A 25,040-nucleotide genomic window follows, 5' to 3' on the forward strand; every position below is an offset into this window, starting at 1 on the left:
AATGGGCGACTTCAATAACCTTATAGGCGATGCTCCTTTGAACTTATTGGAGCAAAATGGAATGCAAAATATATGGAACGATTTGAATATAAATGTGCAACATAGGAGTACGCATCAACATATTGAAACTGGGATTGAAAGTGGAGTAATTGATCATATCTATTACAATACAAAGATTAAGGCAAAGGTTTACGACGGTGGAATTATTATGGATGCTAAAAATCCGAAGGATGAGGATAAATCAATGCCGAGATATAAGTTAGAATGGGAAAAATATGGTAAGCCTCTTTCCGATCATCGACCAATTTGGGCTGCTATAAAGTGGTGATTTAACTTTATCAAAAACAAGCAATTTTACAGGCTCTGTTTCATGCGACTGGATTAGGAGAGATGATATTAGCGTACTGCAATAGTATTTGAGACAAAAGATTACGGCAATACATTTGACCAAATAAAACAAAAATTAGATAGTAACAATGGTAAAGCAAAAGCTCAACAAATTGCATTTGAAGTAAGCTATTCAGACTTTGAAAAATACATAAAGCGTATTGACTTTGTAGTTGCAACGAAATTAACTGAACATATAAGCGAACTAAGAATAAAAGAAATCCAATAATTAATTCTAAAATAATTCAAGAGCAAGTATCTGATGTCACAAAAACTTGAAGTCAAATAATTTTCAAGAAATCTAAAGGATTTCAAAAAAAGTAAGTTGACTATTTTAATACCCTAAACATATTTAAAAGAAAAAGCAAGTGGTAAAGGTGTCATTTTAAATAGGCTATAAACGAACCGAAGTATCCATCACAAAAGCACAATGCGCCCTAATTCGATTTTATATAACGCTTATCCGCCCGAACACTATAAAATCGAATCAGGATCCATGCGCAGTTAAGTTATGGTAAGATTTGGGATCTTTTGATCTTACTCCTTGCCTCCCTTTTCTCTCTTTCTTTTCAAAAGCTCTGTGATTCTCCCTTTCCTTAAACCTTAGCAAAAGGTTACCGATATCCTCGCTTATCTTGGTTTCCACTACCCTAGCATATATCTGGGTGGTCGATAATTTGGTATGGCCCAAAAGTTTTGAGACCGTTTCAATGGGTACCCCGTTGGACAACATGACAGTCGTGGCAAAGGTATGCCGGGCCACATGGAAGGTAATGTTCTTATGGACCCCGCATGCCCCTGCTATTTCCTTGAGATACGTATTCACCTTCTGGTTGGAACAAATGGGCAGCAATCCGTTATGGGTAGGGTAATCCCTGTACTTTTCCAAAATCTCCCAAGCCTGGGGAAGAATAGGAATTTTGACCAGCTCGTCCGTTTTTTCCCGTTTGGTATAGATCCAATTCCTATCGTCTATCCCCTTGGTGATCTTATCCCAAGTAAGTTCCTTCACATCCACATAGGAAAGTCCGGTATAACAGGAAAATACAAAACAGTCCTTTACATGTTGCAATCTGTCCTGTTTAAATTCCGTTTCCTCTACAAGCCTTAATTCCCTTTGGGTCAGGAACACGCGATCGAATTTGTGGAACTTCAATTGGAATCTATCAAAAGGGTTTTTATTTACCCATTCCAGTTTCACGGCAAGGTTTACCATCTTTTTGAACCGTTCCAAATGTTTCATAACTCCATTATTGTTGAGGCACAGCTGTTTCTTTTTGTCCGTGCACTTCCTTAAATAATGTTCCAGGTCCAGTATAAAACGATAGTTGAGCTGCTTTAGATGGATATCCTTTTGTTTGAACTTCTCCTTTAAAAATCGTTTAAGATATTTTTCCGTGGTATAATAGTTCTTCATAGTACCGGGCTTGAGGACATGGACCATATTCCCGTTGTGGTATTCGATAAGGTCCAGCAAGGTCCTGCTTACCTTATCTTCCCCAAGGAAACGCATTTTTATGGCGTTGGAGGACACTACCCTGTCCTCTTGGACAAGTTGGGCGTGACACTGTAGAAGTTTGGCCTGTACCTGGTCCAGATAGGCATTTAGGTTCCGGATCTCTTCCGACCTGCCCTTGCCCCTGCCTTTGACACAGTCCCATTGCCCTGCATCGATCTTTCGCTTTAAACTGATTTCCGCACGTTTGCCCAAAATGGTGATACGGACATAAATGGATAGGAGGTTTTTTACGCTCCTGGATTTTCTTGTAAAAAAGATTACCGTAAAGGTCTGGTTTGTTTTCATTTGAAACGGCTTTAGTTAGACAATGATCACTAAGGAAAAAAGTCAAATACTACCCTAAAGTTCTTTCAATTTACTACAATTCCAGTGAACCGTTGCACACCGATTTGCACACCGAATTAGGTGTGCACAAATGATATCAATTGATATCAAAAAAAATGTGTAAAAACAAAAAACACTGAAAATCAATTGATTAACAGTGTTTTTGTCGTTACCTATTTCTAGGTTCGTCGGGGTGGCAGGATTATACCCTTTCCCCATAATATTATATATATCAACCAGTTACAGATTCCGAAACTTTACTGTTAGCCGATTTGTTGACGATATTATAAATGAAATTAAAGTAAAATGCTTTACTTTCTGATGGTGCAAATATATAATTTGTATTAATTCAAACCAATATAAAAAGTCATTTATTTTATGACAATAAATACTTCTTCAAATTACGTTTTTTTTAACCTTATTATCCTCATAATATCTTTTCAGATTTGCATTAGTAATACACCAAAGACCAAGTAATTAACTATTAATCATAGGTCTATTTCACGGCTAACTTCTATACATATTTAGAGGAAGAGAGTATTCATACAATATTACCGAAATATAAACGTCGCAAAATATTTTTCGGAAAAGGGACGGCATAAAGCCAACGCTTCTTCCCAGGCTCATTTATTCCGTTTCCTTTCCACTCTAAAATTTTGTCTTCCGTTTGGGTTGTGCTCAAATATTGTTTAATCTAAAATCATTTAATTATGGAAACAAAAGTAAAATCGAACGGAACAGCAAAAAAAGTAAATGCAACCGTTAAAAAGGAAGTTCAAAAAAAGTTAACTGAAGAAGCTATCGGAAAGACCGTAGTACCTGAAAAGACTAAAACGGTTGAGAAACCTACAATTAATTTGGATGACAGAATTCAAAAGTTTGAAAAATTGAGAGGTCTGGCCAATCAACGTGAAAGGCTGACTGAAACATTGAACGAGCTTACCAAGTTCAATTATAATCAGGATGGTTCGAGTTCATTTCAAATTAGGGACTCACGTAATCTGGAATTCAAGACGACCAATACGAATTTAATCAAGTTAGTCACTACACATTTACAGTCCACTTTGGAACAACGTAAATCAGAGATTGAAGAACAGATTGTACAATTTGAACTTTAAAGAAGCCAATGTCTTCAAATGTGAAAGCCTGCTCGCAAGAGTAGGCTTTCTTTTATTAATCATATCTGTCATTCGACAGGTCTAAAATCAAATATTATGTATTTAAATCGTTTACACCAAGATGAAATTTTCGTTTCAAACGAAATGAAATCGTTAAAAAACATTACCGGAATGGATTCTCGAAGAGGACTTGAAAACGCTATTATTTCAAATGGAAAAATTGTGAATGTGGTCTCGAACAGTTATGGCCATATTCCAAATGAACTGTTTTTCAAAAAAGCCGAACAGCTATTACTGGATGCCAATCTGAAATATCATAAACGCACGATTAACAGAAATGACAGGTCTTTCATTACCGACTTTATAATCGAGGACCATAATCAGTTTTCGTTGAAGAATGAACAGGATAAGATATTACCGATGTTGCGTTTCAAAAATTCCTATGACGGAAGCGAAAAGACTTCCGGGCATTTTGGATTTTATAGAGAAGTATGCACCAATGGCTTGCACGTTGCTCAATCAGAAATAGCATTTTCAATAAAGCACAGCAAAAACAATACAAATTTAATAATGCCGAAATTGAATTTTCTATTCGAGAAGTTCTTGGATAACGAATACTACGAAATCACAAGAAAATTCAGGGAAATGGAAGAAATCGTACTTATCGATACCAAAGCATTCGTAAAGGAAATATTGGAAAAAACGAAACTGTTCCGATATGAATGTAGCGACAAAAACGATAATCCTTCAAAGAAATCCAGGGAATTATTGGATATGATAGCCGAAGAAGGACACGATTATTATACAACGCCCACATTATGGGATGGGTATAACGCCTTTAATTGGATGCTTCACAATACCTTGAAAAAAACTTTTTCACAACAGGAAAAGTTGGACAAGGTATTGTTTGATGAAATTTATGCAATGGCTTAAAGAATCATTGTAATAGGTTTATCCAGTACCTCAAACTGGATTTATTTACTTACTAAAAGAGATTGAAGTATTATAAATTTTCCTAGACAAGAAATATTGCTATCTTTGCCAGCGATGCAAAAATCAAAAAAAATATCGGCATTTTTCTTTTTGGGCTTATTTAGCCTAATGATGCTGCATCAGGTTTTTCCGCATTTACACCATCAGCACGAGGATTCTCATTCACATTTAGATATTGCCCATACTGGCGAGGACAATCATCACGATGATAGTTCCCAAGAGAAAGAAGATTCACCTTACGGGTTTTTTGGGTTCGTTATGGATATGCATACCCATTCCACGGTGTCCAGCGATATAGTCTTACTTGAAAGAAATACAATCGAGAAAAAGACCGTTGTTGACAAGGATGTTCTAAAGAGTGTTGTTGAAACTAAAGGATTTTTTTCAGTTGAATATAGGCAAAATAGTAAACAGCCTGTTTATTATCCGCCCAGTAATTATTTCAATTCTTATCTCTCATCCCTCGACTCACGAGGCCCACCTACCTGTTAACTCCACTTTAGTTTAATAAAATTAGACAGATACATTAATAGTATCTGCAAATTTATTATGCTTTGGTAATAGTAAGCTTCGCTTTAATTACCATTTTACCATATTTATTTTTTAAGAATTAATCCTTGGTTTGTATAGCTCAAATCCATAGATAACCTGTATGGTATTTTCATTTTTATTATTTACGACTTAAAAATATTTTAAACATAATGTTAGACAAAATCATTGCATTTTCGATAAACAATAAACTTGTTATCGGATTATTTACGCTGGCTCTAATTGGATGGGGCACATATTCGCTAACACAGCTACCCATTGATGCAGTTCCAGACATCACAGACAATCAAGTTATGGTTATTACCATATCACCCACTTTAGCGGCACAAGAAGTAGAACAATTAGTTACGTTTCCAGTAGAACAAACAATGGTTAGTATTCCTGGTATTAAGGATATGCGTTCCTTTTCTCGATTCGGGCTTTCTATAGTAACTATTGTTTTTGAGGAAAGTGTCGATTTATATTGGGCAAGGCAACAAGTTCAAGAGCGATTAACGCAGGCTGCCAAAGATATTCCTGAAGGCATCGGAAAACCAGAAATGGGACCCGTAACTACTGGATTGGGTGAAATTTATCAATATGTAATTCACACCGAAAAAGGATATGAAGATAAATATGATGCCACCGAATTAAGAACTATACAGGATTGGATTATCAAAAGACAACTATTAGGAACACCAGGTGTTGCAGAAGTGAGTGGTTTTGGTGGTTTGGTCAAACAATATGAAATTGCCATAGACCCAGATAAACTTCAAAGTATGAATGTTACTATTGAAGATATTTTTACCGCTCTGGAAAAAAACAATCAAAACACGGGTGGCGCTTATATAGATAAAGGTCCTAATGCCTATTTTATTCGGAGCGAAGGACTTGTGAACAATTTACAAGAATTGGAAAAAATAGCTGTTAAAGTTAATAACGGAACACCAGTACTTGTAAGGGATGTTGCCAAAGTACAATTTGGTCACGGCGTGCGCTATGGAGCGGCTACGCGAAATGGAGAAGGCGAAGTTGTTACAGGAATTGTAATGATGCTAAAGGGAGCAAACTCTTCCGCAGTTATCAATGATGTAAAAGCTAAAATTGAACAGATTAAAGAAACTTTACCCGAAGGCGTAACCATTGAGCCCTATCTGGATAGGAAAGGTTTGGTGGACCGTGCAATAGGGACTGTAACAACTAATCTTACGGAAGGTGCTTTGATAGTAATTTTTGTACTAATCCTCTTTCTTGGAAATTTAAGAGGTGGTTTGATAGTGGCTTCGGTCATTCCGCTCTCAATGCTTTTCGCAATCGCGATGATGAACCTCTTTGGGGTATCTGGAAACCTAATGAGTTTGGGTGCCATAGATTTTGGTCTTATTGTAGATGGGGCGGTAATAGTTGTTGAATCTGTAATGTTTGGAATTCATACCAGTAAAAAGAAGTACGCAGGCGTTGAAAAGCTAACATCTAAACAAATGGATTCCGAGGTAAAATTATCTGCTGGGAAAATGATGAATTCCGCTGCTTTTGGACAAATCATTATATTAATTGTTTACGTGCCTATTTTGGCTTTGAGCGGGGTTGCAGGAAAAATGTTCCATCCAATGGCACAAACGGTAATGTTCGCTATTCTTGGAGCATTGATATTATCGCTTACCTATGTTCCAATGATGTCTGCCCTTGCACTGGGTCGCAAAACGGAACATAAACGGAATTTTTCCGATAAAATGATGGATTTCTTTCAGCGTATGTACCAACCTATTTTAGAAGCTGCCTTGCGCACAAAACTATTGGTACTTGGATTGGCAATAGGATTTTTTGTTATAACACTAATAGTTTTTGCCAATATGGGTGGTGAGTTTATTCCCCAATTAGACGAAGGGGATTTTGCGGTTGAAACACGAGTCCCTGTAGGAAGTTCCATCGACCAGATGATTGATGTTTCTCAAAAGGCGCAGACCATATTATTACGTGAATATCCAGATGAAGTGAAGCAAGTTGTAAACAAGATTGGTTCAGGGGAAATACCAACAGACCCTATGCCTATTGAAGCAGGAGATATGATGGTTATTTTAAGTCCAAAAGCGGAATGGACAAAAGCTAGCGGAAGAGAAGAACTGGCAGCAGTGATGAAAGAATCCCTTTCCATTATCCCGAATGCTACTTTTAGTTTTCAACAACCCATACAAATGCGTTTCAACGAGCTTTTGACAGGAGCAAAACAAGATGTTGTAATAAAAATTTATGGCGAAGACCTCAATGTACTTTCAGATTTGGCTGGTAATGTTGGGAGCAAAATAAAATCGGTAGAAGGAGTTGAAGATTTATATGTTGAAGAAGTGACTGGACTACCACAGATTAATATCCAAATGAACCGTGATAAGATTTCTCAATACGGAATGAACATCGAGGATGTAAACAATGCTATCGAAACTGCGTTTGCGGGTACTTCGGCAGGACTTGTTTATGAAGGGGAACGTAGATTTGACCTTGTTGTGCGGTTGGACAAGAACTATCGAACCGATATTACCGATGTACAAAATTTGTATGTGAGTACACCACAGGGAAATCAAATTCCATTAAGTCAGGTGGCGAACATTTCATTTGAACCAGGTCCTGTGCAAATTCAGCGTGACAATGCAAAGCGTCGAATTATTGTTGGCTTCAATGTACGTGACAGGGATGTACAAAGTATTATTGAGGACATTAAGCAAATTATGAATTCGAAGGTCTATATGCCAGCAGGTTACTATGTAACTTATGGCGGTCAATTTCAGAACTTGCAAGAAGCTAATCAACGTTTAATGATTGCTTTACCTGTCGCTTTGTTGCTGATTTTGGTGCTGCTTTATTTCACTTTTGGTTCAATGAAACAAAGTTTGCTCATTTTTACGGCAATCCCTTTATCAGCCATTGGTGGTGTTTTTGCACTAATCATAAGAGACTTACCTTTCAGTATTTCAGCTGGAATTGGATTTATTGCCCTATTTGGTGTGGCCGTTCTAAATGGAATCGTACTGGTGGCAGAATTCAACAGGCTTGATAAAGAAGGTGTAAGCGATATTTATGAACGCGTCATTAAAGGAACTCGTGTGAGATTGAGACCTGTGTTAATGACAGCTACCGTAGCTGCTTTAGGTTTTTTACCTATGGCATTGTCAAATTCATCAGGTGCAGAGGTACAGCGACCATTGGCTACCGTTGTTATTGGAGGATTGATTACGGCGACTGCATTAACACTTATTGTCTTGCCAGTCTTGTATATCTATTTTACTGAAGGAAAAGTAAAATTGAATTTAGGAAGAAAAAAAATAGCTACTACTTTAATCGTGATTGGCGGTCTATTCTTTCCAGCAATGCAGCTACAAGCACAAGAAACAAGTATGGTGCAAGAACGTGAAGTTACTTTGCAGCAGGCTATTGAAATGGCACTTCAGAACAATAACCGTATTAAGATTGCTCAATATGAAATAGAGGTTGAAGAAAAAGGGAAATACGGTGCTATAACTATTCCGAGAACTGAATTTACATATCAAAATGGCGAATTTAATACGCCTACGGTAAAGGATAACCAATACGGAGTTACACAGCGAATCAATTTTCCAACAGTTTATACCAGTCAGTTTAAACTCGCAAAAGCAAGAGTTAGTAGCAGTGAGCAACTAAAGGTTATAGAAGAAAATGACCTGATTGCGGATGTTAAAGCTGCCTATTTCAGAGTTGTGTTTTTAATGCAGAATAAACAATTGTTGCAGCGTCAAGATAGTCTATATGGCAATCTCAACCGTTCAAGTTCGATGCGTTATGAATCTGGCGAATCCACAAAATTGGAAAGTGTAACCTCGGCAACGCAATCGATGCAAATAAAAAACAAGCTTCAACAAAACGAAGCCGATATGAGAATCGCTAAAAAGCGGCTTCAGGTAGTTTTGAACACAAACGATGACATTCGCATTACAGATAGTGAACTGGTTCGTCGTGAGATAGATTTAGATATTGAAAACCAGTCTGTGGAGCAAAGTCCGTTTTACGTTTATTTAAAACAACAGTTGGAATTAAGGAAAAGGGAGACCAATGTAGAAAGGAATAAAGTGTTACCCGATATTATGTTCGGTTATAATAGCCAAACATTTATTGGGGCTCAAAATAGCGGTATAGCAAACCAAAATTTTAGTGACAATGACCGATTTTCATTCTTTCAGTTAGGTATTTCAATTCCTCTTTTTCCTGGTGGACATCGTGCCAAAATTCAAACTGCCAAAATCGAAGAGTACATCGTCCAATCTCAAATTGAGTTAAATAAGACGCAATTACAAGGGGAACTACAAAATTTATTGCAAGAATATTACAAACTTCAAGGTACTTTAGATTACTATCAAAATGAAGCTCTGCCACAAGCGGAACTTATCATTGATAATTCAGAAAAGAGCTTTAAAAGCGGTGATGTTTCCTATACGCAATACTTGCAAAACCTCACTTTGGCGAACAGTATTCAAACAGAGTATCTAAACACACTATATCAATATAACCAGTCCATCATAGTAATCGAAGCCTTATTGGGCTTGTAAAAAACTTGTGATATCACATTAAAACATAAAAAAGATGAAAATTAAATTCAATACAAAAATTTCGCTGCTCATTTTATCCACCCTATTTATGGTGGCTTGTGGCAATAAGGATTCCGAAAAAATGGAATCTTCCGAAGAATCTTCGATGAAAGAAGAACAACCAGTTTCAACTGGAATCAAACAAATCACTTTTACCAAAGACCAATACAATCTCGCCGGAATTGAAACCGGTGCGATTGAAATGCGGAATTTAAGTAATATCATAAAACTAAATGGAACCATAGATGTTGAGCCTGAAAGTATGGCTTCTGTATCTGCACCTTTAGGAGGTTATTTAAAAACGGCTGGCAGGTTGCCCGGTGAAGCAATTCAAAAAGGGCAAGTCTTGGCAACCATTGAGAATCCTGAATTTATCCAAATCCAACAGGGCTATTTGGAAAGTTTAAGCAGACTTCAATTTCTTGAAGAGGAATTTAATCGACAAAAAAAATTGAGAGAGGAGGACATCAATTCTGCAAAAACATTTCAGCAGGTTTCTTCGGATTATAAAATAACACAAGGAAGAGTGAAGGCATACGAACAGCAGCTTGCGCTTGCGGGAATAAGTAGAAGTTCTGTCCAAAATGGCAATATAACACGAACCGCAAATCTTTATGCACCAATTTCAGGTTTTATAAAAGCGAGTAATGTAAATATCGGTGATTATGTTTCCCCACAGGATGTGCTATTTGAACTGGTCGATTTAAACGATATTCATTTGGCATTGAATGCCTTTGAGAGAGATTTAGAAAAGTTAGAGATTGGCCAAACCGTTAAATTTTCGCTTTCTGATGACAATACCTTCAATCGTACTGCCGAGATTTTCTTAATTGGAAAAGCGACTGGTAATGACCGTATGACGCCAGTTTATAGCCATTTAAACAAAGAAGACAAAAAAGGATTATTACCAGGAATGTACGTAAAGGCTTGGGTAGAAAGCGGCACAAATAAGCAAAATGCAATCCCTTCAGAAGCTTTAGTTCAATATGAAGGAAAAGATTTTGTAGTTCTTCAAACCGAAGAAACCGAAGGTGGTTATACATTCAAATTAGAACAGGTTAAAAAAGGAATTGAGCAGGAAGGGTACACGGCTATAACATTTGCTGATGGTGCTACTGTTCAAAATTTTAAACCTGTTGTTAAAAACGCATATTCCATCTTGTCTGCATTAAGAAATTCTGAAGAGGAAGAATAATTTAAAAATCAATAACAATATAAATTAAACATTATGAAAAAAGTACTTTTTATCGCAATCATTAGCTTAACGCTATTAGCATCTTGCAGAGAAACCAATAAAAATAAGGACGTAGAAACTCAAAATACTGAAATAACCTTAAGCCCAGAAGAAATGAGCCAAAGAGAAGATAGCTTGAAAATGGTAAGGGAAGAAAATCGCAGATTGGACAGCATCCAACAAGTCAAATCCCACGGGCACGCCCATTAATAATCAAAGTCCCATTGTGCTGCAATGTGCAATGGGATTTAAATAAGTAAACTATGAAAATCAAAAAAATATATGCCTTTCTCATTCTTTTTCTATGTGGAGCATTTGGTTCAATGGCGTATGCTCACGGAGTAGATGAAGACACACAAACATTTTTATTAGGAAACAGTGGCGTGGCATTCGGCCCCTTTCTTTATATAGGAGCTAAACATATGATTACAGGTTATGACCATCTGTTATTTTTGGTCGGCGTTATTTTCTTCCTGTATAAACCGAAAGAAGTGCTTTTATATGTTAGCTTTTTTACCATTGGCCATAGTACAACGTTACTGTTAGGTGTTTTAGCCGATATAAATATTAATGCATATTTAATAGATGCTATCATTGCGCTATCCATTGTTTATAAAGGATTCGACAATTTGGGTGGCTTTAAACGTTTCTTTGGCAAACAACCTAACACGAAAGCAGCAGTTTTGATATTCGGTCTGTTTCACGGTTTTGGTCTTGCCAGTAAACTGCAAGAATTTAAATTTGATAAAGACGGCCTTTTTACTAATCTAATTGGTTTCAATATAGGTGTAGAAATAGGACAATTTATTGCTTTGGCAGTTGTGTTAATCCTTATTACAATTTGGAGAAGACAACCCAGTTTTATGAAATTTTCAACAATTACAAATACAGCACTTATGGCAGCAGGGTTTTTATTGCTCGGCTTCCAATTAACAGGCTATTTTACATCTTAAAAAAAAATTATTATGTCAGAAATGAAACATCCAATCTTGGAAAAAAGTAAAATTATAAAGGCAACCGTCATAGCATTAGTTGTTGGAGCACTTCTTTTGGTTGTAGCAGTATTACCTGCGGAATATGGTATAGACCCAACAGGAGCAGGTAAAGTTTTAGGGTTTAGCAAACTCTATATGCCTGAAAGCAATCAAACTGATGATTTGGGAATGATGGTCTCAACATCAAATCTTCCATTAATAAAACTCGAAAAAGCTGGGTCGGGACCCGATGTCGCTCGACCCGTTGAGGCAGATTTTCCAGCACCCGAAGAGCAATTAGCTGCACGCGAGGATGAAACTACAGTGATAGTTCCGGCAGGAAAAGGCATTGAATTTAAAATAAATATGCTCAAATACGGAACAATGAAATATGAATGGACAACAACCAATAACGAAGTTCTTTACTTTGATTTTCACGGCGAGGTAAAACAAAAAGAGGAGGTTAAAGAAGTTTATTTTGAAAGTTATACGATTTCAAATTCCCATAATATGGTTGGCACTTTTTTAGCCCCTTATGAAGGCAAACACGGTTGGTTTTTCAGAAATACGAGTAATGAAGATGTAACAGTAAACTTGAGGCTCAAAGGTCAGTATACATTATAACCTAAAGTCCTGCAATGGAAGGTCAATTTCTACGCCCAATTGAAATACCCTTCCATTCAGCAGGCACAAATTAAACTTTTGAACTCAATTAATATTTAGAGAATTAATGAAACTGTCAAAACTATTAGAGCCATTCCAAGCTTTAAGTAATCGTTTATTCGCAAAACTTTATTTGGCACAGACCATCAGTTTATTGGGCGATGCCTTTACGTGGGTCGGATTGGCTCTTTTGGCATATCAGTTTGGCGAAGAAAGGGCTGCGGTCATATTGGCAACAGCTCTTACTTTACGAGTTACTGCATTCATTATATTTTCGCCTTTTGCAGGTGTATTGGCAGATAGGGTAAGCCGAAAGAAAATTCTTTACATTACACACTTCATCAGAATGGCCATCGTAGGCTGCTTGCCTTTTGTAACTGAAGAATGGCAAATTTATGTGCTTATTTTTTTGATGAATATTTTCAATGCGTTTTTTAGCCCCACATACAGGTCTATCATTCCACAAATCGTTGATAAATCAATTTATAGACAAGCCATAGGCTTGTCGGCAGCCACGTATCAGCTTTTAGGTGTGTTGGGTCCCGGATTGGCAGGAATTTTAGCCATTTGGTTAGGTGCAAGGGAAATATTTTTTGTTGATGCTGCCACATTTGTTATCGCAGGTATTTTATTGTTAAGCCTTCCAAAAAGTAAGTTGGATGTTGTTCCAGACGAAATCGAGGGTAAGATAAAGCCAACCACTTGGCAAGATGTTTTAAAGGGAATGAAGTTATTATTTTCCAATCAATATGTGCGTTTCGCACTATTTATAGAATTGGTTTCTGCGGTTGCAGGTGCTCTTATTCTGGTCAACACTATAGTATTGGTAAAAGGCGGTTTGCAACTAACAGATAAGGATTACGGAATCATTATGGCAGCTTTCGGAATAGGTGCAACCGTAGCGGCATTTGTTTCCGGAGCAATTGATAAATCCAAATCAAGACGCATCTCACTTATTATTGGCGCACTTGTATTAGGAGTTGCTATTAGTGCTGCCAACTATTTGAATTTTTCAATGCTCTTCATAGTGTGGATTGTCGCAGGACTTGGTCAAAGCCTCGCAGAAATACCGTCCGAAACACTTATAGGCGAAACAGTTCCAGTTGAAGAACAAGGCAAGGTTTATGGTTCTCATTTTGCATTTTCCCATCTATGGTGGGCGTTTGCATATCCACTTGCAGGATTTTTAGGAACTACATTTCCCAATCAAAGTTTTTTATATGGTGGTATAATTACATTAGCAATATTAGTGCTGGTGGTTATTTTTTTAAGACCTAAAAACATTCATCGTAAACAATAAAATTATGGCAGATTCTAAAAATAACAAAATCATCATATATCGATGTGACGGCGTAAATTGCCGAAAGAAAAAAGGAAAGCTTTTAGATTATTATATAAAGAAATACAAGTTAAAAAATAAAATTGAGGTTGACGATATGGACTGCAACAACAAGTGCGAACAAGCACCCGTTATGCACCTTCATCCAGAGAATATATGGTTTTCGGAGAAAGATTTAGGAACAATAGTTAAAAGGCATATTTTAAATAAATAATCGGTTTAAATTCTGGAGCAAAAACATCTTCTTACTCTGGTAGGGAGGTTTTTTTTATGCTATCAAATTCAAAAACCCATTCAGCCCATTCCCCTGCATTTCGCGAAAAAGCTTCATTTCGGAAAATGAGCTGCTCTCAAAAAAGGTCTTGGACACAACTTCAAAGATTCCGATTTCCATTCCACTTGCCCACTCATTCCCGAGAAAATTCGGGAAGTGGTCAAACTCTATTCCAATCTACATCTTTAAAGTCAAGTCCGCTTTAAATCCTACTTCAAAAGAATAATTTGGTTCTATAAACCGTTCAGCACTTTACCGCTACATTTCGCGAAAAGCTACATTTCGGGCAAAGAGCTTCTCTATAAAAAATCTTGGACCCAATCCACGGTTTTGGTTTTTCATTCCGCTTCCCCTTCCCGCTTCGCTGGGAAGGAACGCTACATTCCCAAACCAAAACCGTGAATCCAGTCCGCTTGTAATCGGAAAGTCAAAGCATCAATTTTCTTAACAGAATTAACGGCAAAGCCTACTTTGGTCTTTGCTCGATAATTCTTAAAAACCGAACCTTTGCCTTACACATTTTAAGGGGTTTATAATAGATGAAGCCTTTATTGTTTTTCGGGACAGCGAAAAACAGGTATGGCATAACCAATTCTAAAATAAAGCCATTTGCTCTGTTCGCTTAACTGTCGGTACGCTCTCGCCACAAATGGCTTTATAAGAATTGCTAATACCATTATGGAACTTGTCAAGACTGTACAAGTTTTAGGCAAAAATAAGGTTTCTACTTCCTTGAAAATCCAAGGATTTTACTACGTCGCAAACACACCAGATTTATTCCCTAAAAGTCTTGACAAAACCCACTTCATCCATTGTGCGGAGCACGAAAGAAATCATACAAACACCCCTTAAAATTTAATTAAGTTTAAATCCAAAAGGGAAATATTAATCTTTTAAATCTTTTATTATGAGTACTATTAAAAATCACGTACAGTTAATCGGAAATGTTGGGCAAGAACCAACTATTACGAACCTTGAAAGCGGTAAGAAAGTAGCACGTTTATCATTGGCAACCAATGAATACTACAAAAACGGCAAGGGCGAAAAGCAAACGGACACCAATTGGCACACCGTTGTCGCTTGGGGAAAGACTGCTGAAATTATCGAAAAGTATGCCGAAAAGGGAAAAGAAATCGGAGTTGTTGGAAAACTAAAGACCCGAACCTATACCACGGACGATGGCAACCAACGCTATGTTACCGAAGTGGTAGCCGATGAAATCCTATTGATGGGTAGTAAGTAAAAAGTAAAGAGGGCACTAATACCAGTTTTCAATTAGTTTGTGCCCTCTTCTTTTCATCATTAAATCTAAAAAAGACATTACAATGAAAGCACAAGTTAACGAAATAAAAGAAGGATTGCAACATTTTCAAGGTTCTGAAATGTTATATCAAATCCCATTGATACGCACCCGATTTACAAACGGATTGAAATATTTAGCCAATGTGGCGGAATGCTTTTGGTTGATTACCGATACTTCTGTAATTGCCAAAAGTTTGCTGAACCGAAGCCATTTTATCACAATAGATTTTAAAAGGCTATCGGAAGATGAACAAGATTATACAGGCTATGAAGCTGAAATAATTTACAGCGATGGAAATGGAAATGTTTTTGAAACGCATCAATACAACTTTACTGATTTTCCTTTAGATGAATTGCGTTTATATTTTGTGGATAATACGCTGATGTTACCAAGTGAATACTAAAAACAAAGGCGATGATTTATCTAAATTATAACAATCTCGATGACGAAACCCAACAGCATCTACTTTCCGTTTCAAAAGAAGATATAGAAAGTAAATTTGGGAACGACCTTAAAGCCTACGCCAATAAACACCACATAGATTATGATAAAATATTGGACGAAGAAGCGATAAAAAACCTATACACTTATACCTATGTTTTTAATATCTAAATTGAAAACAAGAAATTGGACCTTTGAACTTTCAGAGGTCTATTTTTGTGCCTTATTTTTTCAAAATTTCAAGAGCCAATATTCCAAAACTCGACGTCCTAAATTTACATTTTCATAAAAATCCTATTTTTTGGTATCAAAACCTACCATTTGAAAACAATCCGTATTTGAATATTATTTGCAAATAGAATATCTTTAAAAGGCTTTTAAGCAGTACCATTTTAAGTATCGTTATCCCATTTTGATTTGACTTTCGCAGATAATGATACCCATCAAAAATTAAACATATCGGAATTTTTTATTCCGAAAAAAAGCAACTGACTTTTTAGTCAGGTTGTTTGAAAAATTTTGTCCCTGCGGGATGAATTTGGAGAAGCAAGAGGGTAACACGCCAAGGCGGTGTTAACGATTGGTTTTTAGTTGTAATTATTTGATATTCAAATAATTACTGTTTATATGAAATAGAGAAACAATAAAGTTTTACAGTAAATCCTTTTGAAACCCCTATAAAACGGCAATTTTTTACAGTAAATGAGTTCAAACCATCAAAAGAAATACAGTTTTTCTGCCATTAGTATCAAACCTAATGTGGCAACTCGTTTTCGGAAATTTTCCAAAAGAATTTCACGTTCGCATACCGATACGCTGGAAACAATGATGAACTTTTTTGATGTGAACGAGCTATCCCCAAATGAATCTTTGGGTGCGAATATGAGAACTTTGGAGAATAGCTTAAAAAAACGAATCAATGCCCTTGTAGCCATTATTAGGGATATTGAAAAAAACCAGACCAAGCCCACCAATGCAATGTTGGAATTGCTTTTCCAAGAAAACCCAAATGAGGAAGAACCCCAAGAAGAACTATATGAATTTGAGCAACAGGAACTGATTACGGAAAACGAGGAACTGAACCATTACCGAAATCGGTACGAAGAAGTTCGGCAACAATTCCATTCGGTAAAATATGATTTAGAAAAAATCATCAGTAAGACCACTTATGTAAAAGGCAGTTTTGGAGGAGGCTATTTAAAAGTGGATTTGAGCAAAGATGAATTTGAAAACATTAAACAAAAAATATAAAATGTATATCACGGTAACCAAACAGACATTAGACGGTAATTATGCACAGAGCGCTTCCGATTTTGTCGCATATCTCGAAAAAGAGAATGACGGAAAATCCATTGATGAAATGGAACATTTTTTCAATCAATATGGCGAAGAAATATCAGGAAAGGAAGTCGTCAAAGAAATCGACGGAAATACCGCTAAACTCAAAAAGACCGAACCCAAGTTTTATTCCATCACGGTTAATCCAAGTGCTTATGAATTGAAGCGATTGCAAAATCATTCCGAAGAACTAAAACAGTACACCCGAGAATTGATGAAAGAGTACGCTAAATCTTTTAATCGGGAAATAAACGGACGAGCTGTAACCGTAGATGACATTAAATATTACGCGAAGATTGAACATCAACGCACCTATAAAGGAACGGACAAGAAAATTCAGGAGAACCAACCTTATGCCACCAAGATACTTCAAATTAAGAACGATATCCGAAAAATTGAAAGTGGCGAATTAGAGGGAAATATTAAAAAATTACAGCAAACGATGTCCCGATTGGAGAAAGAAGCACCACATCAACAAGACGGAAAACGCATTGTTAGAGGGATGCCAAAAGATGGCTCTCAAAGCCATATTCATATTATTGTGAGCAGAAAGGATATGTCTAATAAATACAGTTTATCCCCAGGAAGCAGGTACAAGGCTTCGGAAACAGTTTTTAATGGCAAACCTGTAAAACGTGGTTTTGATAGGGACAAATTCTTTAAGGCATCCGAAAAGACCTTTGACACTTTATTTCAATACAAAAGAAATTATGTTGAAACCTATAAGGCACGCAAAACATTCCTTAAAAATCCAAAATTGTATTTCTCAATTCTTTCGGGATTGCCAACAAATGAAAAAGCTACAGCCTATAAAATACTTGCTAAAGCAGGTGTGCCCATAATGAATATTCCAACGAACAAAGTACAGTTAGCATTGAAGATAATTAACAAGTTTAAAAAAGGGATTGACCGAGCCATACAGTCGGGTTCTATTGGGATATGAGTATGTCAATACCACATATCATCCTTTTTATTGTTGTTCCGGTATTGTTTATCAGTACGGTTTTATATGTGTTTCTTCATCAAGAAGAGCCCAAAAACGGAGATAAGAAATATCAGGTACGCTTTAAACTTCGTCGTGGAAAATTTCAAATCGAAAATATCAAGCGAGGTGCATCGATTATTGGCTCTGCGGGAAGCGGTAAAACAGAAAGTGTTATCTATAATTTTTTACAGCATTTTAGTACCCATCAATTTTGTGGTATCATACACGATTACAAGGATTTTGAGCTTACGGAAATTGCCTATCCATTATTTAAAGAAAAGGATATTAAATTCTACACCATTGCCTTTGACCAAATCCATTATCGTGTAAACCCAATTGCCCCAAGATATTTGCCCAATGAGGAAAGTGTGAATGAATTATCCAAGGTACTCATTGAAAATCTTTTGGAGTTTAACGAATCCGATACAAACAGTACCACAAAATTCTTTAGTGATGCTGTTGAAGGTTTGATGGGTGGAATGATTTGGAAACTTAAAACGTCCTATCCTCAATATTGCACTCTGCCCCATTTGATTGCTATTTTTCAATCGATGACCACCAAGCAATTGATTTCTTTTTTGAGCTCAAATATCACATCCAAAAGTATGGCAAGTGCTTTTATCAATGGAATGGACTCTGACAAGCAAACAGCAGGTGTAAAAAGCACATTGGCCAATGCTTTTAAAAAAATAAGTTCACAGCAGTTGTTTATGGCGTTGTCAAAAGATGAAGTACCATTAAATATAAATAATCAGGAAAATTCAGCGGTAATTTCGATTGTAAATCATCCCAAATATGAATCGGCTTATTCGCCTATAATCGCAGCAATTATGCACACAGTCATCAAACAAATGAGCGTCAGAGATCAGCAGTCGTCATTTTTAATGATGGAAGAAGCCCCAACCATTAAACTACTCAATATGCATCGCATTCCAGCAACTTTACGAAGCTATGATATTGCCACAATTTACGTGATGCAAGATAAAATCCAGAATGATATGCTATATGGCGATAAAGCGAGTAAGGCTATTTTAAGCAATCTTTCCTATCAGTTTTTTGGTAAAGTTAATGACCCAGATACCGCCAAATACTATGAACGATTTTTTGAGATTGTCCGCAAGGAAACAACAAGTATCAACCGTGGCCATAACCTGAATTTTGATACAAGGATTACTACAGGCGAAAAAGAGGTTTCCAAACGTAGAGCAGATGTATTTTTCCGTTTAAAACAGGGCGAATTTATCACTTTTGCAGATGGTAAGGATAAAAGAGTTCAATTTAAACTACAGTATATTAAAAGGGAGATTCCTAAAATACAGCAACAATACACAGAGAATGAATTGAAACTGAACTTTGAAAGAATCTATCGAGAAGTTAAATCCCATTTCAAACTGAACTAAATTTCGATTTAACAAATTTTTTAACATAAATTATTTGAATTTATTTAACTTTGCAAAATTGATGAAACAAGCATTTTATAAAATATCATCCTTTTTAATGGCGATTGTAGTCCTGTTTTCTACGTTGTCATTTACTGTTGATATGCATTATTGTGGAGACACTTTAGTTGATACTTCAATTTTCCATAAAACAAAAGGTTGTGGAATGGAAATGCAAAACCCTTCCACCGAAGATTGTTCAGTTAAGGTAAAAGATTGTTGTTCGGATGAACAGCTTGTTGTTCAAGGTCAGGACGATTTGAAACTATCTTTTGACAAACTTACGTTTGACCAACAATTGTTTGTTGCATCATTTGTTTACACTTATATTAACCTTTTTGAAGGTTTAGAAGAAAATGTAACTTCATACAGAGATTACGTCCCCCCACTCGTCATAAGGCAAATCTACAAACTTGACGAGAGTTATTTAATTTGATTTTTAAACAGTAAAATTTTTGCCCTGCGGTACTTCCGTGTTGGGCTTGTTTTGTTGTGTTCAATTTCTTGAATTCAAGCTAAACAATCATTTTCATAACTGTTTAATTATCATAGTTTATGCTAAATAAAAGCATCAAATTTCTTATAGAGAACAAACTCGTTGCCGTTATATTGCTCGTCGTATTTGTGGGTTTTGGAACGGTGTACGCACCTTTTAAATGGGACACTGGATTTTTACCGACGGACCCCGTGGCAGTTGATGCCATTCCCGATATTGGCGAGAACCAACAAATCGTTTTTACCAAATGGGACGGTAGGTCGCCACAGGATATTGAGGACCAAATAACATATCCGCTAACTACGACCTTATTAGGTATTCCAGGAGTTAAAACTATCCGCAGTTCTTCAATGTTTGGCTTTTCGAGCATTTACATCATTTTTGATGAGGATATTGAATTTTACTGGAGCCGAAGTCGGATTCTGGAAAAACTCAATTCCTTGCCAAGTGGTCTTTTACCTGAAGGTGTTAACCCAGCTTTGGGTCCCGATGCTACGGGATTGGGTCAAATATTTTGGTACACGCTTGAAGGTCGCGATAAGGACGGCAACGTCACGGGCGGATGGGATTTGCAAGAACTACGAAGCATTCAGGATTATTACGTGAAATATGCCCTTGCTTCTGCGAGTGGCGTTTCCGAGGTGGCATCGATTGGTGGTTATGTAAAGGAATATCAAATAGATGTAAATCCAGAATTGATGCGCCAGTACAACATAGGTCTCAATCAAGTTGTAAAGGCGGTTAAGGAAAGTAATAAGGATATTGGTGCACAGACTTTGGAAATCAACCAAGCGGAATATCTCGTGCGTGGCTTGGGTTACGTAAAGTCCATTGAAGATATTGAAAATGCCGTAGTTACTTCCGAAAATTATACATCCATTAGATTAAAGGACATAGGAAAAGTGTCTTTGGGCCCAGCCACACGCAGGGGAATTTTGGACAAGGAAGGTGCGGAAGTAGTGGGCGCAGTTGTGGTCGCCCGATATGGCGCAAATCCATTAGAGGTCATAAATAATGTGAAGGAAAAAATTGCCGAGTTGAGCAAAGGGCTACCTTCCAAAGTGTTGAGTGATGGCAGGACTTCGCAATTGACAATCGTCCCTTTTTATGACCGAACAGAACTGATACAAGAAACCTTGGGAACGCTCAACGAGGCGTTAACCTTGGAAATCCTTATTACCATTTTGGTCATTATCGTAATGGTATTTAATCTTCGGGCATCCATACTTATATCTGGGTTATTGCCAGTTGCGGTGCTGATGGTCTTTATTGCAATGAAATTTTTTGGTGTGGATGCCAACATCGTGGCACTTTCGGGAATTGCAATTGCCATTGGTACTATGGTAGATGTGGGTATCATACTTGCCGAGAACATCATCAGGCATTTGGACGAAGACGATAAAAAAACACCAATAAATACCGTAGTGTACAATGCCACTGCGGAAGTTTCGGGGGCAATTGTTACCGCAGTAATGACCACCATCATCAGCTTTATACCTGTATTTACAATGATAGGTGCAGAAGGCAAATTGTTCAGACCCTTGGCGTTTACAAAAACCTTCGCATTGACGGCATCCATAATTATAGCTCTTTTCTTAATTCCACCGTTTGCGGCATTTTTCTTTAAAAACAGAAATATCCGAAAATCCACAAATTATGGTATCAGCAGTTTGTTGATTTTAGCTGGTTTTATTGCAGTCATTTTTGGCCATTGGATTGGTCTTATCCTTATTGGCTTTGGTTTTGTGGCTTTGGCGGTACTTAAGGAAAAACTTTCAAAAGAAAGGTCAAACAAATTCAATATTTATCTTTCCGCAGCTGCCATTGTCTTTCTATTAGCAGAATATTGGCGACCATTAGGTGTTGATAAAAGCGTTATCTGGAACCTTATTTTTGTGGGCATAATCTGTTTTGGCTTATTGGCAAGTTTTTCTCTTTTCAAAAACTATTACACCCAAATATTAAAATGGGCATTGGCAAATAAACTTCTGTTTTTGACCATTCCCACAGCCTTGCTAATTTCAGGTTTCATCATCTATAAAAATACCGGCAAGGAATTTATGCCTTCGTTGAATGAAGGCTCATTCCTCTTGATGCCCACTTCAATGCCACACGCTGGTATTGAGGAAAACAAAAGAGTGTTGCAACAGCTGGATATGGCCGTGGCAAGTATTCCCGAAATAGAAACTGTAGTCGGAAAATCAGGTAGAACGGAATCTGCCTTGGACCCAGCGCCACTTTCAATGTATGAAAATGTCATTCAGTATAAATCTGAATATATGTTGAACAGCGATGGAAAACGGCAACGCTTTCAAGTTGATGACAATGGATTTTTTATTCGGAAGGATAGCACGTATATCGCTAATCCAAGTACAGAAATAAGTTCAAGCACCATCGAGAACTACCGTGAAGATGGTAAAAAAGTTGTAGAAACCGTGGATGTTCCTTCCGAAAAATTAATTCCCAATGATGATGGCGAATTTTTTAGGAACTGGCGACCCGAAGTCAATTCGCCCGACGATATTTGGAACGAAATCGTAAAGGTTACCAAATTGCCTGGCGTTACCTCTGCCCCAAAATTGCAGCCCATTGAAACCCGTTTGGTTATGTTACAAACCGGAATGCGCGCACCAATGGGCATCAAGGTCAAAGGTCAGGATTTAAAACAGATTGAGGCGTTTGGCGTAGAATTGGAAACCATTCTAAAACAAGCGGAAGGCGTAAAACAGGAAGCCGTTTTTGCTGACCGAATTGTGGGAAAACCTTATTTGCTTATTGATATCAATAGGGAAAAATTGGCACGTTATGGCGTGACCATTGAGGAAGTTCAAAATGTACTGAAAGTGGCCGTGGGCGGAATGGTGTTGACCCAAACCGTTGAAGGTAGGGAACGTTATGGCGTTCGGGTACGCTATCCAAGGGAATTGCGGGGCGACCCATCCGATTTACAGAATATTTATGTTCCAGTTGAAAAAGGCAGTCCTGTACCATTGAGCGAGCTGGCAACCATTCGTTACGAACAAGGCCCGCAAGTGATAAAAAGCGAGGACACCTTTTTGGTGGGCTATGTATTGTTCGATAAGCTTGACGGTTTTGCAGAAGTGAATGTGGTGGAAAACGCACAAGCACTGATTCAACAAAAAATAGACAATGGCGAATTGGCAGTTCCCAAAGGTATCAGCTACAAATTTACGGGAACCTATGAAAATCAATTACGTGCTGAAAAAACGCTATCCATCATTGTCCCTTTGGCTTTGTTGGTCATTTTCCTGATTCTATACTTCCAGTTCCGTTCTGTGTCCACAACGTTTATGGTATTTACGGGAATTGCCGTTGCCTTTGCAGGTGGTTTTGTAATGATTTGGCTGTATGGCCAAGATTGGTTCTTGAATTTCAGCTTCTTTGGCGAAAACCTGCGAGACCTATTTAATATGCGGACGGTCAATTTGAGCGTTGCGGTTTGGGTGGGTTTCATCGCACTCTTTGGTATTGCAACGGACGATGGCGTTGTAATGGCAACCTATCTCACACAAACATTCGATAAAAATGACCCAACGGATATAAAGGAAATCCGCAAATCAACTTTAGAAGCTGCATCCAAAAGAATCCGTCCTTGTTTGATGACTACGGTTACGACTATTTTGGCATTGTTGCCAGTATTGACATCCACTGGAAAAGGAAGTGATATTATGATACCAATGTCCATTCCAATCTTTGGAGGAATGTTGCTCGATACAACTTCCTATTTCCTCGTTCCCGTGCTTTACAGTTGGCGAAAAGAACGACTTGCAAAAAGAAGGTTAAAGCAAAAATCACAAACCAAAACTATTGAGCAATGAAAAAACAAAAATCAGTTATAAAATATATCGTTTTTGTTGGGATTTACATCTTAAGTGTCAGCAGTTATGGCCAGGATTTACAGACCTATATTGACGAAGCCATTTCCAATAGTCCTGAAATACAGAAATTTCAATTGCGATATGATATTTCTTCTGAAAAGGTCAATGAAGCCAATTGGATTCCCAACACAGAAATCAGCGCAGGTTACTTTGTGAGCGAAACCGAAACCCGTGTTGGGGCACAAAGAGCTCGGTTTTCAGTAAAACAAATGTTGCCTTGGTTTGGCACCATCACGGCAAGGGAAAATTATGCAAGTTCAATGGCGGAAGCGGACTATGTTGAAGTTACCATCGCAAAGCGCAAACTTGCACTTTCAGTTTCACAATTCTATTATCAACTATATGAAATCAACGCAAAACAACTCGTGCTTGACCAAAACATTGAGTTGTTGAAAACCTACGAACGTCTTGCCCTCACTTCCGTGGAAGTTGGTAAGGCATCAGCTGTGGATGTGCTTCGGTTGCAGATTAGACAGAATGAATTGCAACAGGAAAAAGAAGTATTGACACAACAATCAAAGGGTTTCCAAGCTGCCGTGAACAGTTTATTGAATCGTGATTATGATAATGACATTGTAGTGGTTGACACTTTGGAAATGCCCATTGAAGATATTCAGTTTTCTTATGATGCGCTTTCACTAAATCCTGAATTGTTGAAATATGATAAGCTCTACGAATCGGTAACGCAATCTGAACTGCTAAATCTTCGCGAAGCCCAGCCAATGTTTGGCTTTGGTTTGGATTATATTCCCGTTTCCGCACGAACCGATATGAATGTTTTAGACAGTGGCAAGGATATTTTAATGCCGATGGTTTCAATCTCAATACCAATTTTTAACAACCGCTATAAGTCCATTACCAAACAGAACGATTTGCGTCAACAGGAAATCCAATCCCAAAAAGACGAACGCTTGAATTTTTTGGAATCAGAATTGGCAAAAGCCATTTCACAACGTAACCAAGCACGAATCAAATTCAATACGCAACAGAAAAATCTTGAACAGGCCGAAGATGCCGAGGAAATCCTGATAAAAAATTACGAAACGGGAACGATTGATTTCAATGATGTGCTGGACATTCAGGAACTGCAATTAAAATTCCAGATGAGCCAAATAGAATCGGTCAAAAGTTATTATGTACAATCGGCATTAATCAATTATCTAATCAATTAAC

At 37.3% G+C, this 25,040-nt stretch carries 21 protein-coding genes; 20 read left to right on the plus strand and 1 reads right to left on the minus strand.

Annotation, left to right across the window (positions count from 1 at the left end; all coding sequences use genetic code 11):
• On the plus strand, positions 1-328 hold a 328-nt coding region (locus C7972_RS23770), incomplete at its 5' end, for a hypothetical protein (protein WP_181422845.1).
• 546 nt (positions 329-874) lie between these two features.
• Here the strand turns inward: C7972_RS23770 and C7972_RS08760 are convergent.
• Complete coding sequence (locus C7972_RS08760) at positions 875-2,191, minus strand: site-specific integrase (RefSeq protein WP_110355847.1); 1,317 nt, start codon at positions 2,189-2,191, stop codon at positions 875-877.
• Positions 2,192-2,940: 749 nt separating this feature from the next.
• On the opposite strand from C7972_RS08760, the gene C7972_RS08765 reads away from it, so the two are divergent.
• From C7972_RS08765 to C7972_RS08855, 19 genes are all read left to right on the plus strand, one after another.
• Positions 2,941-3,348: a hypothetical protein gene (locus C7972_RS08765; RefSeq protein ID WP_044403697.1), complete on the plus strand. Its 408-nt coding sequence runs from the start codon at positions 2,941-2,943 to the stop codon at positions 3,346-3,348.
• Between the two features lie 96 nt (positions 3,349-3,444).
• A complete protein-coding gene (locus C7972_RS08770) occupies positions 3,445-4,281 on the plus strand; it encodes a DUF932 domain-containing protein (RefSeq protein WP_044403695.1) in 837 nt (278 codons plus the stop codon).
• A 114-nt stretch (positions 4,282-4,395) separates the two neighbouring features.
• Positions 4,396-4,833, plus strand: a complete 438-nt coding sequence (locus tag C7972_RS08775; protein WP_044403694.1) for a hypothetical protein — start codon at positions 4,396-4,398, stop codon at positions 4,831-4,833.
• A gap of 209 nt (positions 4,834-5,042) precedes the next feature.
• Positions 5,043-9,443: a CusA/CzcA family heavy metal efflux RND transporter gene (locus tag C7972_RS08780; RefSeq protein ID WP_110355848.1), complete on the plus strand. Its 4,401-nt coding sequence runs from the start codon at positions 5,043-5,045 to the stop codon at positions 9,441-9,443.
• A 34-nt stretch (positions 9,444-9,477) separates the two neighbouring features.
• On the plus strand, positions 9,478-10,677 hold the full coding sequence (locus C7972_RS08785; protein ID WP_044403690.1) for an efflux RND transporter periplasmic adaptor subunit: 1,200 nt from the start codon (positions 9,478-9,480) through the stop codon (positions 10,675-10,677).
• Positions 10,678-10,710: 33 nt separating this feature from the next.
• On the plus strand, positions 10,711-10,926 hold the full coding sequence (locus C7972_RS08790; protein ID WP_044403688.1) for a hypothetical protein: 216 nt from the start codon (positions 10,711-10,713) through the stop codon (positions 10,924-10,926).
• Between the two features lie 53 nt (positions 10,927-10,979).
• Positions 10,980-11,669 carry a HupE/UreJ family protein gene (locus C7972_RS08795; RefSeq protein ID WP_044403686.1) on the plus strand — a complete coding sequence of 230 codons (690 nt, stop codon included), beginning with the start codon at positions 10,980-10,982 and terminating at the stop codon, positions 11,667-11,669.
• A gap of 12 nt (positions 11,670-11,681) precedes the next feature.
• The gene (locus tag C7972_RS08800) at positions 11,682-12,314 is read left to right on the plus strand and encodes a hypothetical protein (protein ID WP_044403684.1); all 633 of its coding nucleotides are present in this window, start codon (positions 11,682-11,684) and stop codon (positions 12,312-12,314) included.
• Between the two features lie 106 nt (positions 12,315-12,420).
• On the plus strand, positions 12,421-13,653 hold the full coding sequence (locus C7972_RS08805) for an MFS transporter (protein WP_044403682.1): 1,233 nt from the start codon (positions 12,421-12,423) through the stop codon (positions 13,651-13,653).
• A gap of 4 nt (positions 13,654-13,657) precedes the next feature.
• The gene (locus tag C7972_RS08810) at positions 13,658-13,906 is read left to right on the plus strand and encodes a (2Fe-2S) ferredoxin domain-containing protein (protein WP_044403680.1); all 249 of its coding nucleotides are present in this window, start codon (positions 13,658-13,660) and stop codon (positions 13,904-13,906) included.
• A gap of 967 nt (positions 13,907-14,873) precedes the next feature.
• Positions 14,874-15,209, plus strand: a complete 336-nt coding sequence (locus C7972_RS08815; RefSeq protein ID WP_044403678.1) for a single-stranded DNA-binding protein — start codon at positions 14,874-14,876, stop codon at positions 15,207-15,209.
• A gap of 82 nt (positions 15,210-15,291) precedes the next feature.
• Positions 15,292-15,672: a DUF6876 family protein gene (locus tag C7972_RS08820; protein ID WP_044403677.1), complete on the plus strand. Its 381-nt coding sequence runs from the start codon at positions 15,292-15,294 to the stop codon at positions 15,670-15,672.
• An 11-nt stretch (positions 15,673-15,683) separates the two neighbouring features.
• Positions 15,684-15,881, plus strand: a complete 198-nt coding sequence (locus tag C7972_RS08825) for a hypothetical protein (RefSeq protein WP_044403675.1) — start codon at positions 15,684-15,686, stop codon at positions 15,879-15,881.
• Between the two features lie 531 nt (positions 15,882-16,412).
• On the plus strand, positions 16,413-16,961 hold the full coding sequence (locus C7972_RS08830; RefSeq protein WP_044403673.1) for a BfmA/BtgA family mobilization protein: 549 nt from the start codon (positions 16,413-16,415) through the stop codon (positions 16,959-16,961).
• Position 16,962: 1 nt separating this feature from the next.
• Positions 16,963-17,991, plus strand: a complete 1,029-nt coding sequence (mobB, locus tag C7972_RS08835) for a MobB family relaxase (protein ID WP_044405205.1) — start codon at positions 16,963-16,965, stop codon at positions 17,989-17,991.
• A 2-nt stretch (positions 17,992-17,993) separates the two neighbouring features.
• Positions 17,994-19,433 (plus strand): type IV secretory system conjugative DNA transfer family protein, encoded by a 1,440-nt coding sequence (locus tag C7972_RS08840; protein ID WP_369793450.1) that lies wholly within the window; start codon positions 17,994-17,996, stop codon positions 19,431-19,433.
• A 61-nt stretch (positions 19,434-19,494) separates the two neighbouring features.
• On the plus strand, positions 19,495-19,908 hold the full coding sequence (locus C7972_RS08845) for a hypothetical protein (protein ID WP_044403669.1): 414 nt from the start codon (positions 19,495-19,497) through the stop codon (positions 19,906-19,908).
• 119 nt (positions 19,909-20,027) lie between these two features.
• Entirely contained in the window at positions 20,028-23,807 is a 3,780-nt protein-coding gene (locus C7972_RS08850) for an efflux RND transporter permease subunit (RefSeq protein WP_110355849.1), read from the plus strand.
• Positions 23,804-25,039: a TolC family protein gene (locus tag C7972_RS08855; protein ID WP_110355850.1), complete on the plus strand. Its 1,236-nt coding sequence runs from the start codon at positions 23,804-23,806 to the stop codon at positions 25,037-25,039. The genes C7972_RS08850 and C7972_RS08855 overlap by 4 nt, the downstream gene beginning before the upstream one ends.
• The last annotated feature ends 1 nt before the right edge of the window (position 25,040 follow it).

This window comes from Arenibacter sp. ARW7G5Y1 (assembly GCF_003201775.1).
In the GTDB taxonomy this organism is placed as follows: Bacteria; Bacteroidota; Bacteroidia; order Flavobacteriales; family Flavobacteriaceae; genus Arenibacter.